This window comes from Enterococcus rotai (assembly GCF_001465345.1).
In the GTDB taxonomy this organism is placed as follows: Bacteria; Bacillota; Bacilli; order Lactobacillales; family Enterococcaceae; genus Enterococcus_L; species Enterococcus_L rotai.
This window is the reverse complement of record NZ_CP013655.1, coordinates 3,247,993-3,262,866: the sequence shown is the minus strand read 5'-3', so window position 1 is coordinate 3,262,866 and position 14,874 is coordinate 3,247,993. Positions and strand designations below refer to the sequence as shown.

The 14,874-nt window shown below is 37.5% G+C and carries 16 protein-coding genes, 1 riboswitch and 1 other annotated feature; of the genes, 13 read left to right on the top strand and 3 right to left on the bottom strand.

All coding sequences use genetic code 11. From position 1 onward, the window contains the following. Position 1 precedes the first annotated feature (1 nt). The 3 genes from rimI (at position 2) to argS (ending at position 3,849) form a co-directional block, all read left to right on the top strand. On the top strand, positions 2 to 466 hold the full coding sequence (gene rimI / locus ATZ35_RS14555; RefSeq protein WP_208927868.1) for a ribosomal protein S18-alanine N-acetyltransferase: 465 nt from the start codon (positions 2 to 4) through the stop codon (positions 464 to 466). Continuing rightward, the gene (tsaD, locus tag ATZ35_RS14550) at positions 463 to 1,497 is read left to right on the top strand and encodes a tRNA (adenosine(37)-N6)-threonylcarbamoyltransferase complex transferase subunit TsaD (protein ID WP_208927867.1); all 1,035 of its coding nucleotides are present in this window, start codon (positions 463 to 465) and stop codon (positions 1,495 to 1,497) included. Before rimI ends, tsaD begins: the two co-directional genes overlap by 4 nt. Positions 1,498 to 1,563: 66 nt before the next feature. Next, positions 1,564 to 1,768 (top strand) — a binding site (T-box leader). A gap of 389 nt (positions 1,769 to 2,157) precedes the next feature. Then, entirely contained in the window at positions 2,158 to 3,849 is a 1,692-nt protein-coding gene (argS, locus tag ATZ35_RS14545; RefSeq protein ID WP_208927866.1) for an arginine--tRNA ligase, read from the top strand. A 114-nt stretch (positions 3,850 to 3,963) separates the two neighbouring features. Here the strand turns inward: argS and ATZ35_RS14540 are convergent, their stop codons facing one another. Beyond that, complete coding sequence (locus ATZ35_RS14540; RefSeq protein WP_208927865.1) at positions 3,964 to 4,917, bottom strand: Gfo/Idh/MocA family protein; 954 nt, start codon at positions 4,915 to 4,917, stop codon at positions 3,964 to 3,966. Positions 4,918 to 5,508: 591 nt separating this feature from the next. On the opposite strand from ATZ35_RS14540, the gene ATZ35_RS14535 reads away from it, so the two are divergent. From ATZ35_RS14535 to purB, 9 genes are all read left to right on the top strand, one after another. Beyond that, the gene (locus tag ATZ35_RS14535) at positions 5,509 to 6,030 is read left to right on the top strand and encodes a hypothetical protein (protein ID WP_208927864.1); all 522 of its coding nucleotides are present in this window, start codon (positions 5,509 to 5,511) and stop codon (positions 6,028 to 6,030) included. Between the two features lie 20 nt (positions 6,031 to 6,050). Next, positions 6,051 to 6,251, top strand: coding sequence for a hypothetical protein (locus ATZ35_RS14530; protein WP_086279228.1), 201 nt, complete (start codon positions 6,051 to 6,053; stop codon positions 6,249 to 6,251). 93 nt (positions 6,252 to 6,344) lie between these two features. Then, the gene (locus tag ATZ35_RS14525) at positions 6,345 to 6,968 is read left to right on the top strand and encodes a glycoside hydrolase family 73 protein (protein ID WP_086279229.1); all 624 of its coding nucleotides are present in this window, start codon (positions 6,345 to 6,347) and stop codon (positions 6,966 to 6,968) included. A 26-nt stretch (positions 6,969 to 6,994) separates the two neighbouring features. After that, on the top strand, positions 6,995 to 7,678 hold the full coding sequence (locus ATZ35_RS14520; RefSeq protein ID WP_086279230.1) for a beta/alpha barrel domain-containing protein: 684 nt from the start codon (positions 6,995 to 6,997) through the stop codon (positions 7,676 to 7,678). 112 nt (positions 7,679 to 7,790) lie between these two features. Continuing rightward, positions 7,791 to 7,888: riboswitch (purine riboswitch) on the top strand. A gap of 82 nt (positions 7,889 to 7,970) precedes the next feature. After that, complete coding sequence (locus ATZ35_RS14515; protein WP_208927863.1) at positions 7,971 to 8,552, top strand: xanthine phosphoribosyltransferase; 582 nt, start codon at positions 7,971 to 7,973, stop codon at positions 8,550 to 8,552. Between the two features lie 2 nt (positions 8,553 to 8,554). Then, entirely contained in the window at positions 8,555 to 9,871 is a 1,317-nt protein-coding gene (locus ATZ35_RS14510) for a nucleobase:cation symporter-2 family protein (protein WP_279614911.1), read from the top strand. A gap of 169 nt (positions 9,872 to 10,040) precedes the next feature. Further along, a complete protein-coding gene (purE, locus tag ATZ35_RS14505) occupies positions 10,041 to 10,529 on the top strand; it encodes a 5-(carboxyamino)imidazole ribonucleotide mutase (protein ID WP_208927862.1) in 489 nt (162 codons plus the stop codon). After that, entirely contained in the window at positions 10,513 to 11,643 is a 1,131-nt protein-coding gene (purK, locus tag ATZ35_RS14500; RefSeq protein ID WP_208927861.1) for a 5-(carboxyamino)imidazole ribonucleotide synthase, read from the top strand. Before purE ends, purK begins: the two co-directional genes overlap by 17 nt. A gap of 18 nt (positions 11,644 to 11,661) precedes the next feature. Then, entirely contained in the window at positions 11,662 to 12,957 is a 1,296-nt protein-coding gene (purB, locus tag ATZ35_RS14495) for an adenylosuccinate lyase (RefSeq protein ID WP_208927860.1), read from the top strand. Positions 12,958 to 13,011: 54 nt separating this feature from the next. Here the strand turns inward: purB and ATZ35_RS14490 are convergent, their stop codons facing one another. Further along, positions 13,012 to 13,335 (bottom strand): inorganic pyrophosphatase, encoded by a 324-nt coding sequence (locus ATZ35_RS14490; RefSeq protein WP_208927859.1) that lies wholly within the window; start codon positions 13,333 to 13,335, stop codon positions 13,012 to 13,014. Positions 13,336 to 13,465: 130 nt separating this feature from the next. Then, entirely contained in the window at positions 13,466 to 13,852 is a 387-nt protein-coding gene (locus ATZ35_RS14485) for a hypothetical protein (protein ID WP_208927858.1), read from the bottom strand. 298 nt (positions 13,853 to 14,150) lie between these two features. Between ATZ35_RS14485 and purC the strand changes: the two genes are divergently transcribed. Continuing rightward, positions 14,151 to 14,867, top strand: coding sequence for a phosphoribosylaminoimidazolesuccinocarboxamide synthase (purC, locus tag ATZ35_RS14480; protein WP_279614910.1), 717 nt, complete (start codon positions 14,151 to 14,153; stop codon positions 14,865 to 14,867). Positions 14,868 to 14,874 lie beyond the last annotated feature (7 nt).

Below are 14,874 nucleotides of genomic sequence, written 5' to 3'. Positions count from 1 at the left end.
GATGTACTATTCAAAAAAAACACTACCAGCAGGAAAAATTGCTGAAAAAATTTGGTCAATTAGTGAAGCTGGGTATGAGCATGGCTCGCCTTGGTCAATCGAACAATTTAGCCTAGATTTAGCGCAGCAAACAAGCGATTACCTGGTGTTGAGTGAGGCAGGGCAGTGGATTGGTTTTATCAGTTATCAACTTGTTTTAGATGAAGTGGAAATCACACATGTTGTCATTCACAAAAATTTTCAGCATCTTGGGCATGGTGCTCGTTTGATCGCCCAGTTGATCCAACAATTGAACCAACAAGGTGTTGCCCAAATTTTTTTAGAAGTGCGTGTATCAAATACAAATGCTCGAAAATTATATGAAAAAAATGGCTTTAAAATAATTAATCGCCGCAAAAATTATTATACTCATCCTAAAGAGGATGGAATTGTTATGTGTTTAAACATTAAGGAAGTGAAACAATGACTTTTTTTTACAAAAAAAGAAAATTAATTTTAGCTATTGAGAGTAGTTGTGATGAAACAAGTGTTGCGGTCGTTGAAGACGGCAGAAAAATACTAGCGAATATCGTCGCTTCACAAGTGAAAAGTCATCAACGTTTCGGCGGTGTGGTACCAGAAGTTGCTAGTCGACATCATGTTGAAGAAATTACGATGTGCATTGAAGAGGCCTTGATCGAGGCTGAGGTGGAACCAGATGACTTGAGTGGTGTAGGAGTCACTTATGGACCAGGCTTAGTAGGGGCTTTATTGATCGGAATCTCAGCTGCAAAGACATTTGCTTGGGCGCATGATTTACCGTTGATTCCAGTGAATCATATGGCTGGGCATATTTATGCAGCGAATTTCGTAGAACCACTACAATTTCCATTGATGGCTTTATTAGTAAGCGGTGGCCACACAGAATTAGTTTATATGAAAGAAACAGGTTCTTTTGAAATTATCGGTGAAACAAGAGATGACGCAGCTGGTGAAGCATATGATAAAGTTGGCAGAGTTTTAGGACTAAGTTATCCTAGCGGAAAAGAAATCGACGAGATGGCTCATATGGGGCAAGATACGTATCATTTTCCTCGTGCGATGATCAAAGAAGACAATTATGATTTTAGCTTCAGCGGGTTGAAAAGTTCCTTTATCAACACAGTTCATAATGCGGAACAAAGAGAGGAACAATTGAGCACAAAAGATTTAGCTGCAAGTTTTCAAGCAAGTGTGATCGATGTTTTAACGGAAAAAACAATTCGGGCTTGTAAGGAATATCCAATCAAACAATTAGTAATGGCAGGCGGCGTTGCTGCGAACCAAGGGCTCCGCGAACGCTTGACCAAAGAAGTGGCTAAAGAACTTCCAGGCGTGACCTTCATTGTTCCACCACTTAGATTATGCGGAGATAATGCTGCAATGATCGGGGCCGCAGCATTTGTTGAAGCAGAAAAAGGACATTTAGCAGATTATCATCTAAATGCAGACCCTAGTTTAACGTTTATGACGATTTAAATCTAAAAATCAACAGACAAGACTAGGCATAAAGAAAAATATTTGCTATAATGAACCCAGTTTAATAATGATTCGTTGAAAAAGAGAGTACTTCATTACATGTTATCAAAGCGATTTCGGGATGGTGAAAGCCGAAAATAAACAAATGAAGGAAGCGCACTTTTGAGGATCTGCCTAGGCAGACGGTAATCTTCCGTTAATAGATTAAGTGGGTCCGTCTTAGAAAAGTTCGGACAATTAGAGTGGTACCGCGGGAAATCTCGTCTCTGGTGTTTTTTAACACTAGGGACTTTTTGTTGTGAATCACTACGCTATGCTTCGATCTCATCAATTTCTAAGAGCTAAAGCTCTAAGAATTGAAGGACTACGACTGGCTCGGCCAGAGTAGATGATGAACAATACTTGGCGAACGAAGTGAGAGAAGTTACCGTACTAGTGAATCACGAAGAATAAAATGATTCGATGATGCACAATACAAGGTGTCTGAAAGACAAGTTGCTTCCTTAAAGCTCTAAGAATTGAAGGACTACGATTGGCTCCGCCAGAGTAGATGATGAACAATACAAGGCGCGTGAAGTGAGAGAAGTCACCATCAAATTAGACAATAAAATGAACCATACAAAAAAGCTTCTTTAGCTTTTTAAAATTAGGAGGATATCTATGAATAACAAAGAAATCGTAGCAAAAGCCATTTATGATGTAGTAAAAGAAGATCTATCTTTAGAAGCTGTTACACAATTATTGGAAAATCCTAAATCAGTTGATCATGGAGATGTTGCTTTTCCGGCTTTTTCACTTGCTAAAGTCTATCGCAAAGCCCCTCAACAAATTGCCGCCGATTTAGCAGAAAAAATTGCTGGAACAGACTTTGAAAAAATTGAAGTGGTAGGACCTTATTTAAACTTTTTCATGAATAAAAAAATGGTCAGTCAAGCGGTCATCGGTCAAATTGCGAAAGATAAAGGGCATTATGGCGATAGCTCAATCGGTGAAAAAGGGAATGTCCCAATTGATATGTCCTCACCCAATATTGCTAAACCAATTTCTATGGGACACTTACGTTCGACTGTAATTGGAAATTCTATTGCCTTTATTCTTGAAAAAATTGGTTATACACCAATCCGTATCAATCATTTAGGGGATTGGGGAACCCAATTCGGAAAATTAATTGTTGGCTATAAAAAATGGGGTTCAGAAGAAGCGGTTAAAACGGCACCCATCACTGAATTATTACGCTTATACGTACAATTCCATGAAGAAGCTGAAACACAACCAGAGTTAGAAGAAGAAGCTCGCGCTTGGTTTAAAAAACTAGAAGAAGGCGACGAAGAAGCAACCGAATTATGGCAATGGTTCCGTACAGAATCACTAAAAGAATTCGATAAAATTTATTCAATGTTGGAAGTTTCTTTTGATTCATATAATGGGGAAGCTTTCTATAATGATAAGATGGATGAAATCGTCACAATGCTGGAAGAAAAACATTTATTACAAGAAAATGAAGGAGCGGAAATCGTTGATTTGTCTGCCTATGATTTAAATCCTGCTTTGATCAAAAAATCTGATGGCGCTACACTATATATCACACGTGATTTGGCAGCAGCTGTTTACCGTAAACGTAACTATGACTTTGCTAAATCGATTTATGTCGTTGGAAATGAACAAAGTAATCACTTCAAGCAATTAAAAGCTGTCTTAAAAGAGCTTGGATTTGACTGGTCTCAAGATATGCATCATATTCCATTTGGCTTGATCACACAAGGTGGTAAAAAACTATCGACTCGTAAAGGGAAAATTGTTTTATTAGAAGAAGTGCTAAACGAAGCAGTTGAACTTGCGAACAAACAAATTATGGAGAAAAATCCTGATTTGCCAAATCGTGACGAAGTGGCTAGACAGGTTGGAATTGGTTCTGTTATTTTCCATGACCTAAAAAATGATCGTCTAAATAATTTTGACTTTGTTTTAGAAGAGGTTGTCCGCTTCGAAGGAGAAACCGGTCCTTATGTCCAATATACGCATGCTCGTGCTATGAGTATTCTTAGGAAAGCTGATTTTACGATCGACGAAACTAAGGCATATGCTTTAGATGACAAAGATAGTTGGGAAGTTGTTAAGTTGTTGCAAAAATTCCCAGATGTTGTGATGCAAGCAGCTGAAAAATATGAACCTTCAGTGATTGCCAAACATGCCATTCAAGTTGCTCAAGCGTTTAACAAATATTATGCTCATGTCAAAATTTTAACAGACGATGAACAAAAAGAATCACGTTTAGCATTAGTTTATGCTATGGCGACAATCATTAAAGAAGATTTACGTTTACTTGGCCTGCATGCGCCAAATGAAATGTAATCAGGAATAGATAAAGACAAACTTTCACAGGAGTGTGTCTTTATCTATTGTAAAATAAAAAAGAACGCCCTTTAACTTTCCTCACTTAATAGGAGGAAGTTAAAGGACGTTTCTTTATTTATTCCAAGCTTGTTGCATTTGATCAAGTAGATCGATCACATCTTTTGTTAAAAAGAGCGAACGATTTGATTGTTCTCCATCAATCATTTTGATCATATTTGTGATTTCGTAGTTTAAGGCCTGATTGCTGTCACCAGATACGATAGTTTCGACTGTACCGTCATTAAAAAAGATCTTGGCCTCGTCTGCTCGTGGATACTCATTGATCACGATGTAAGCATCTTCGAACGCGACAATTCCTTGCTTAGGCATTTTAGCTTGGAAACTTAATGAGACTGTAGCCATTTCCTGTGCTTCATTTTGAAGAATCGTTGCTGATTGCTCATCGACGCCGGTTGAGAATGGCTGCATAATAGATGAAACTACCTTAGGTTGAGCAGTAAAGAACCAACGAGCAAAAGAAACGGCATACGTACCAATATCCAAAAGCGCACCACCAGCTAAATCAGGGTTAAAGAACCGATTCGTTGGATCAGGCTCTTTATAGCTGCCAAAGGGAGCTTGGATCATTTTTAACTTACCAAAGCGCTTAGAATCAATTTGGCTTCTTAGCTCTTGATATAAAGGCATGTTGAAAATGGTCATAGCTTCAGCTAAAATCAACCCATTTTCTTCAGCTAATTTCATCGCCTCTGCTAACTCTGCACTATTCATCGTGATTGCTTTTTCACAAAGAACATGTTTACCTGCAGACAATGCTTTTAAAATATGATCGATATGTTGCCGATTAGGAACAGCGATATAGACAATATCGATCGATCCATCAGCTAATAACTCTTCAAACGAGCCATACGCTGTAGGAATCCCGTGTTCTTTAGCAAATGTTTCAGCCTTTGCCAATGTTCTAGAAGCAACTGCCGCTATCTTGCTATTTTCCTGTTGAAAATGATCAACAAAACTCGTTGCGATTTCTCCAAGGCCAATAATGCCCCAATTGTAAAAATTCATAAATATCCCCCTTAATATAAAAGCGTAGAGGCCTCGTTTAGCTCTGACAGGAAAATAGGAAAAATGAAGGGTGGTGCATTTTGCCACAATTCATTTTTATCTTTTTCCCGAAGAGCTAGGCCACGCAGCTAGAAAACAATAAAAGCGTAGCGGGCTCGTTCAGCCTTGACAGAAAAATAGGGAAAATTGACTGTGACGCTTTTTGTCACATTCCATTTTTATCTTTTTTCCTAAAGGCTAGCCTGCGCAGTTAGATAACAATAAAAGCTGAACGAGCTCTTGAAGCAAGATAACACATGCTAAGAACGTTCCTTTCCGTCACCCTGTACCAATCAGTATTAACTCACAAAAATTCGTTCGTTGTATTTCTTGGCACGCTTCAAAGCAGAAGCATAGACTGTCTAGTCGGCTACGTACAAATCCATTATACCTTAGAAGGTCAAAATGATGGTAGATTTTGGACAGAAGCCTGTTATTGTCTTATTATTTATGGGAAACGACTGAATGTTTCTTAAAAATACAGAAATAAGTGATTCAAAGAGATGCATTTTTTTGATATTTTCAGTAAAATAGGAGAAGGAGGCGAAAGTCATGCACCAAATGTATATTGATATTCTTATCGATGCAATTATAGAACAGTTTGAAACAGAAGAAAACTTTTATACGGACTATCTCCAAACCTCAAAAGAAAATTGGGATAATTGGAAAAAAGGTCGCATCAATTTAACGAGCGAAGAAATGCAAAAAGTAAAAAACTTATTTTCTGATTACGAATGGATGTTGACACAAAAAATATTACGTCAAACAATTTTATTTCCAGAAAAGAGAAATATCGCTGTTTCAGAATACAAACGCTTGAAAACGCTGATCGCCAAAAAATGGTTGCAATCAGGGGTAGGTATGGCTGAATTGATTCCATCAAAAACGAACCGTGAAGAAAATAATCAGGCATTTATTGATTTGAAAGTAACAGTTTCATACGGCGAATGGGGGTTTGACGATATTGTTACGTTTCGATTGCCTGCCACATTGCAAGGTCAATTAGAAGGATCAAAAGTCGAATTACTTGATTGGGTAAATGAAAACTTGATGGGTACTTACGTTGGTGAATAAGTAAGTAAGGGAGTTTTTTTGTGAAACAAATTTTAGGAATTTTATCCGTCATCATTGTGCTAGGTGCTGTTATCTTTGTGTTTTTTGGTCATGCAACACCAAAAGAAAAACCACAAAATAGTAGTGAAGCGCCGACTGAATCGAGTGTATTAGCATCGACAACTACATCTGAAATACCAACGAAAGCATCGACAACTACGACTACAACAGCTGTTGATTGATTGTCTGGAAAAAAACTGATATAATCAGTCAGCCATTGTCCTAATCTAATCAATATTAGTATAGGAACGAATACAAAACAAAGTAGGGAATGTATGAATAGTCAAAGGTATAAGAAGAAAAAAATAAGAAAAACGAATTTACCAGCGCTTTTTGCAGGTTTGTTGATCGTTGGAGTCGCGTTTATCTTTTCAATTAATGTATTGTCGGACAACTCACACATAGAAGAAGAGACTGCACAAAAGCAAGGACAAGTATCAAAAGAACAGTTTATCGACAGAATCAGTCCGCATGCGAAAGAATTGCAAGCTTCTTACGGCGTTTTGCCGAGTATTATCATTGGACAAGGAATTTTAGAGTCAAATTGGGGTCAAAGTACCCTAGCTTCTAAGTATAATAATTTATTTGGGATCAAGGCTTATGGTGATCAGAAAAAGATTAATCTTGAAACAAGAGAGTATATCAATGAAGAGTGGATCGTGATTCAAGGTGATTTTAGAGTATATGATACTTGGGAAGAATCAATGGATGATCATACGCGCTTATTTGTTAATGGTGTAACATGGAATCCCCGTTTATATGAACATGTTCTTTTAGCTAAAAACTATAAACAAGCGGCACAAGCATTGCAAGATGCTGGTTATGCAACGGATCCAACCTATGCAGATAAGGTGATTCATGTGATCGAAAGTTATGATCTAAATCAATATGATCATTAATCACGAAGTAAAAAGGAGTAGATTAAGTGGATGAAAAGTGGGTACCAGAAATCGTAACGCCTCTAAAGCAAGATATTGTGCAAGTGCCAAAAGTCATTGCTAAAGCAAGCGGCATCCGAATTTTTGGGAAAAAAATCAAATCAATTATCTTTACAACAGATATTGCCATAATACGGAATACGGATGCGAATGCTGTAATTGCAGTATATCCATTTACCCCGCACCCTGCCATTACTAAAAGTATTATTGAGGCTGCAGATATTCCTGTTTTCTCAGGTGTAGGTGGTGGATTGACTCAAGGACAACGTTCTGCGTACATGAGTTTATTTGCAGAAGCGCAAGGGTCGATTGGTGTAGTATTGAATGGCCCAACACCTGTTGAAACCGTTGAAATGGTTTGTGAAGTGGTTGACATTCCAGTAGTCAGTACAGTGACATCTATACATACACCAATTGACGAAAAAATTGAAGCTGGCGTAACAATGATCAACATTAGTGCTGGTAAAGATACAGCTAAGACTGTGAAATTTTTCCGTAATAAATATCCAGAATTACCGATCATTGCTACAGGCGGTCCAACTGATGAGTCTATCACTGAGACAATCGAAGCCGGGGCAAATGCTATTACGTATACGCCGCCAAGCAACGGCGAACTGTTTAGTCATAAGATGGATAAATATAGAAATTTAGAAAAAAAGAATGATAATTAAAACGAGTATTGATAAAAAGTAGTATCGTAATGATACAGATTCTGATAAGGCTCTGTAAAATTTCAATGAAAATATCTTATTTTTCATTGAAATTTTCAGAGTTTTGTACTATTGTATACTAATACAAGAAGCTTATATATGGTCATGATATGGATGGCTGTCTCTACCCAACACCGTAAACGTTGGTCTATAAGTGAAAAAGAGTCTCAGACCCTTTTTTGCTTATGCAGAAAAGGTCTTTTTGTGTTTATACGAAATGTTGCATAAAAAATTGGTGAAGGAGTCGGATGGAATGGAAGAATTAGTACAACGAATTAAAGAAGATGGGCGAGTTTTAGGGGAAGGCGTCTTAAAAGTAGATAGTTTTGTTACCCACCAAGTAGATCCTGATTTGATGGAAGCGATCGGTTACCGTTTTGCTGAAGTATTTGCACAGGCAGGGATTACAAAAGTTGTTACAATCGAAGCATCGGGGATTGCTCCAGCGCTTTTTGCAGCTAAAAAATTAGCAGTACCGATGATTTTTGCCCGCAAAGCAAAAAGTTTAACAATGGATGAAGAATTGTTGACGTCTTCTGTTTATTCGTTTACTAAGCAAGTAACAAGTCAAATTTCTATTTCAAGAAAATTTCTATCAAGTGATGATAAAGTGTTGATCATTGATGATTTTTTAGCCAACGGTCAAGCAGCAAAAGGTTTGGTGGAACTGTGCCAACAAGCGGGTGCTGAGGTTGATGGGATTGGTATCGTTATTGAAAAGTCTTTCCAAGACGGACGAGAGTTATTAGAACAAATGGGCTTACGTGTAGTGTCATTAGCTCGTATCGCATCATTGAAAAATGGAGAAGTCGAATTTCTTGAGGGGGATGCGTAAACTTGGAAAGTAACGGGAACCCAATAAAAGAACAAATCGTTCAAAATGAAACTGACAATGGTAAAGCAGCAGTTTTAGGTTTGCAGCATCTGCTGGCGATGTACGCAGGTGCTGTGGCGGTACCTTTGCTGATTGGAACAGGTTTGAATTTTAACTCAGAACAAATGACGTACTTGATTTCGATTGATATTTTTATGTGTGGGATCGCTACATTGCTCCAACTGACTGTTAATAAATTTTTTGGGATTGGGTTGCCAGTAGTACTTGGCTGCGCAATACAAGCGGTAGCGCCGTTGATTATGATTGGTAGTGATAAAGGTGTGGGTGCAATTTATGGCTCGATCATCGCTTCTGGGATTTTTGTTGTTTTAGTATCGGGAATTTTTTCGAAAATCAAAAAGCTATTTCCGCCATTAGTAACTGGAACGGTCATTACTGTAATTGGCTTAACGCTAATCCCAGTGGCTGTTGAAAAGATGGGTGGTGGATCAGCTGCAGCTCCTGATTTTGGAAATACTACAAGTCTGCTACTAGCTTTTGTAACAATTGGGTTGATCATTGTGATTCAAGTATGGGGCAGAGGATTTATCAAGTCGATTGCTGTTTTAGTCGGATTAGTTGGTGGTACGCTTCTTGCTGCTATTTTAGGACAGGTTGATTTAGCGCCGGTAGGTCAAGCAACGTGGTTTCATTTTCCACAACCATTTTATTTTGGAACCCCAACATTTGATGTTTCTTCAATCTTATTGATGATCATTATTTCGATCGTTAGTATGGTTGAATCAACTGGCGTTTATTTTGCTCTGGGAGATATCACAGGTAAGCATATAGGAGAAGAAGAGCTGAAAAAGGGCTATCGAGCAGAAGGTTTAGCTGTTATTCTAGGAGGGATTTTTAACACATTTCCTTATACGGGTTTTTCTCAAAATGTTGGACTCGTTCAGCTTTCAGGTATTAAAACGCGCCGACCAATTTATTATTCTGCATTTTTCTTAATTGCTTTAGGGCTGTTGCCAAAAGTTGGAGCAGTTGCTCAAATCATTCCAGAGTCAGTATTAGGCGGCGGTATGCTTGTGATGTTTGGGATGGTTGCCGTTCAAGGAATGCGAATGTTATCCAAAGTTGACTATAATAATGATAAAAATTTATTGATCATTGCTATTTCAATTGGCTTTGGTCTTGGTTTTAATATGATTCCTACACTATTTCAACAAATGCCAGAAACGGTAAGGATGTTTACGGGAAATGGTATCGTAATGAGTAGTTTGACAGCAATCATTTTGAATTTATTATTCAATGGATTAAAAACGGAGGAATAGATTGATTCTTCTAGATACTTGAAAAACCGGACAATTTTCCGGTTTTTCTTTTTTTGATCGTTCAATACGAACATTATTATTAAAAAAATCTATAATATTCGATTTTACTTTGACACTTGAGATTTCCGTTGCTAAAATGAAAAGGAAAAGAGAAAGAAAGGGGAATGTTATGTCTGTCATAGTTTCAGTAGTTATGGGAAGTACATCTGATTGGCCAACGATGAAACATGCCTGTGATTGTTTAGATGAGTTTGATATTTCTTATGAAAAAAAAGTGGTCTCAGCACATCGAACACCTGATTATATGTTTGAATTCGCTGAGCAAGCACGTAATCGTGGTATTAAAGTTATTATTGCTGGAGCAGGAGGAGCAGCCCATTTACCCGGCATGATCGCAGCAAAAACAACATTGCCTGTGATCGGCGTCCCAGTTCAGTCAAAAGCACTCAACGGAATGGATTCGTTACTTTCCATTGTACAAATGCCTGGTGGTGTCCCGGTAGCAACTACTGCGATAGGAAAAGCAGGTGCTATCAATAGCGGACTGCTTGCAGTTCGGATGCTTTCCCTGTATGATATAGAGTTAGCAGGGAAATTAGAAGACAAACGTAAATTTCTCGAAGAGACTGTGATGGAAAGTAGTGATGAACTTGAATAAACCTTTATTACCGGGACAAATGATCGGTATTATTGGTGGCGGACAATTAGGCAGAATGATGGCTCTAAGTGCACGAGAAATGGGTTTCCGTGTAGGCGTGTTAGATCCAACTGTTGATTGCCCTGCTGCTCAAGTCGCTGATTGGCATTTATTAGCTGATTACGATGATATAGAAGCGTTAGAGGAATTGGCAAAACGTGCCCAGGTCTTAACCTATGAGTTTGAGAACGTAGATGTTGGAGCATTGATGCACGTTCAAGATTTAGTGAGCATTCCTCAAGGAACAGACCTTTTAGCGATCACACAAGATCGCTTATTGGAAAAATCTTTCTTAGAAGCAAATAATATTGTGATTGCGCCGTTTGCTACGATTGTTAGTCCGACAGATATCCAAGATGCAATTGATGGAATCGGTTATCCTTGTGTCCTAAAGACGACTCGTGGTGGATATGATGGCAAAGGCCAGTTTGTTTTATACAGCACGTCAGATTTAGCTCCTTCAATGAATATTCTTAGAGAAGGTACCTGTGTGTTAGAGGCTTGGATTCCCTATGAAAAAGAAATATCAGTTTTAGTAAGTGGAAATGGTCAAGGGGATATTACTGTTTTTCCGGTTGTAGAAAATATTCACCGACATAATATTTTGCATGAAACGATTGCGCCTGCGCGAGTTAATGAAGATGTCGTTGAAGAGGCTCAGAGAATTGCTCGTGTGATTGCGGAAGCTGTTGATTTGGCCGGAACTTTAGCAGTTGAGATGTTTTTAACAAGTGATGGTGGTATTTATGTAAACGAGTTAGCACCAAGACCTCACAACTCTGGTCACTACTCGATCGAAGCTTGTTCATTGAGTCAATTTGATGCTCATATTCGCGGTATTTGCGGTTGGCCGTTGCCGGAAGTCGAGCTTTTATCAGAAGCTGTAATGGTCAATATTTTAGGAAATGAAATCTATGAAACAATGGACGTGATTTCTGAAAAACCAGATTGGCATTTTCACTATTACGGTAAAGCAGAAGCGAAAAAAGGTCGAAAAATGGGGCATATCACCATTTTGACAGAAGATGTTTTTGAGACCTTAGAAGATATTTATCAAACCAATATTTGGGATTAAAAAGGAGCAAACAAACGAATGATCGATCGTTATACACGACCTGAAATGGGTGCAATTTGGACAGATGAAAACCGCTACAATGCTTGGCTGGAAGTTGAAATCTTGGCCGATGAAGCATGGGCTGAATTAGGAGATATCCCGAAAGAAGATGTAAAAAAAATTCGTGAGAATGCATCGTTTGATGTTGCGCGTATTTTAGAAATCGAAGCGGAAACAAGACATGACGTAGTTGCCTTTACTCGTGCCGTTTCCGAAACATTAGGGGAAGAACGTAAATGGGTTCATTATGGTTTGACAAGTACTGATGTAGTGGACACTGCATATGGTTATTTGTTAAAACAAGCAAACGATATTTTAAGAGAAGACTTAAAGAAATTCACTGAAATCATTGGTGAAAAAGCAAAAGAGCATAAACAGACTGTTATGATGGGCCGGACTCATGGTGTACATGCTGAACCGACAACGTTTGGCTTGAAACTTGCCTTATGGTATTCAGAAATGAAACGAAATGTTGACCGTTTTGAACATGCAGCTAAAGGTGTAGAAGCTGGTAAAATCAGTGGAGCAGTAGGGACATTTGCGAATATTTCACCTTTTGTGGAAGAATATGTTTGTGACCATTTAGGGCTTCGAGCGCAAGAAATTTCTACACAAGTTTTACCTCGTGATTTACATGCTGAGTATTTGTCATCGATGGCGCTAATTGCAACAAGCATTGAAAAATTTGCGACTGAAATTCGTGGTTTGCAAAAATCAGAGACGAGAGAAGTCGAAGAGTTTTTTGCGAAAGGCCAAAAAGGATCTTCAGCGATGCCGCATAAACGAAATCCAATTGGTTCTGAAAATATGACTGGTCTAGCTCGGGTTATTCGTGGTCATATGGTAACTGCCTATGAGAATGTTACTTTATGGCATGAACGTGATATTTCTCACTCGTCAGCAGAGCGTATCATTATTCCAGATACAACGATTTTGCTGGATTATATGCTGAATCGATTTTCTAATATCGTGAAGAATCTAACCGTATTTCCTGAAAATATGAAACGAAATATGGATGCAACATATGGTTTGATTTATAGCCAACGTGTCTTATTGAAGTTGATTGATCATGGCATGGCTCGTGAAGCAGCGTATGATTTAGTACAACCAAAAACGGCTTATGCCTGGGATCACCAAACGGCCTTTAGGCCATTACTAGAGGCAGATGATAAAATCACTGCGATTTTGTCTAAAGAAGAATTAGATGATGCCTTTGATTATAACTATCATTTGAAAAATGTTGATATTATTTTTGAACGGGTCGGCTTAGCGTAATAGACAAAAATAGCAGCGAGCTCACATCTTTGTGACTTCGCTGCTATTTTTTAATCAAAGCATTTCTACATAGCTGTCAAAATATTGTTCGATAAAATAGGTTTGTTTAAGGATCTCTTTTTCGGTAATCGATGATTTCTCAGGAATTACGATCCATTTTGTTTCATTATCATCATTTCTATGAATAACTGCTGTTACAATTCCAGTAAAGTACATCAGTTTCTCAGAAGGGATGTTCAAAATATAGGCATCCTGTTCTTCATCGTCGCCCCCAATTACGCCAGCAATAAAGCCGTAGTTGACTGGATAGGTATTGCCAAATGAATCTTTATAACCAACTGGTCGATCAATCGTTACATTGACTTTTAATTTTTCCATAGCTTGTTCCTTTCTTTTGTTGACATGAGGTTGTTTCTGATAATAATGTTTATTTGGATTTGAAGAGCCTGGTATATCACGCATTGAGTGATGTACCAGGCTAATTTTTTAGTTTGATTATAGTAGTCTATTAAACTGTAATTTCTTGAAACGTTCGCATAGGTGCGGAAACTGGGGTTTTTAGTTTAGAAAGTAAACGCTCAATAAAAAGATAGTTATACTCTTGCGAATTGAAATAGACATGTATGCAGTATTTATTTTTGAAAAAATACTGCTCATGTATTTGATGAATGATTAGTTCGTTATTGAAGCTATTCATATAACGGAACGTTCGTTTACGTCGTTCTGAATGACGATGAACCGCTCGTTTTAAGTTTTTAAATGTGTAATAAGTACTATGTTGATTTAATTTGTGAACTACCTCCAATGCCAGTAAATCATTATACAATTTTGTTCTTTCTTCAGGTGCTAATCCTGTCAAAAAATCCTGCGCCAAACTGTCATAATCGCTAGTCATTCTTGTGTTCCCTCCTAAAAAATCATCACTAATAATAAAAAAATAAAAGTGAATTTTCTGTATCTATACTTTCGATTAGCATACCACTTTTCTAGTTATCTGTAAATGCTTACAAGCTTTTCTTAACATTTTAAATAGATAGAAATTTGAAACACGAACATTATTTGGGTTTCTTATCATAATTATTAATAAATCATTGACGGCTTCTAAGTGTCTTGTTAAACTGTAAACAAAGATATAGACGAACTAAAATCGGTTATTCTATTATTAATGTACGGAAAAGGATGTGTCATGATCAGTGGACGATAAGGCAATGCTATACGAAGGAAAAGCTAAAAAACTCTTTAAAACAGATGATTCCAGTGTGATAAGAGTAGAATATTTGGATCAAGCAACTGCTTTGAATGGTGCTCGGAAAGATAGTGTAGCTGGAAAAGGAAGTTTAAATAATCAGATAACATCTCTCATTTTTGAGGCACTTAAACAAAAAGGAATTCAAAATCATTTTATTAAGAAATTATCAAAACACGAACAATTTATAGAGACCCTTGAGATGATACCGTTGGAAGTGGTGATTCGAAATGTTTCTGCAGGTAGCTTTGCTAATCGTTTAGGAATGAAAGAAGGGGAGCCGCTAGCTTTTCCAGTTTTGGAATTTTACTACAAAGATGACTTACTAGATGATCCAATCATTAATGACGATCATGTGAAGATTTTACAAATAGGAACTGAACAGGAAATTCTCACAATCAAACAAGAAGCACATAAAATAAATCTTGCCTTGATTGATTTGTTTGGGAAAATCGATATTCAATTGATCGACTTCAAACTAGAATTTGGTAAACGAGCAGATGGCACAATTTTACTTGCCGATGAAATCACTCCTGATACTTGTCGTTTATGGGATAAAGAAACAAATGATCATTTAGATAAAGATGTTTACCGCAGGAATTTAGGTGAGATTGTTCCAGTTTATCAAGAAGTTTTAGATCGTTTAGAAAAAGCATTTCACTAAAAATAAG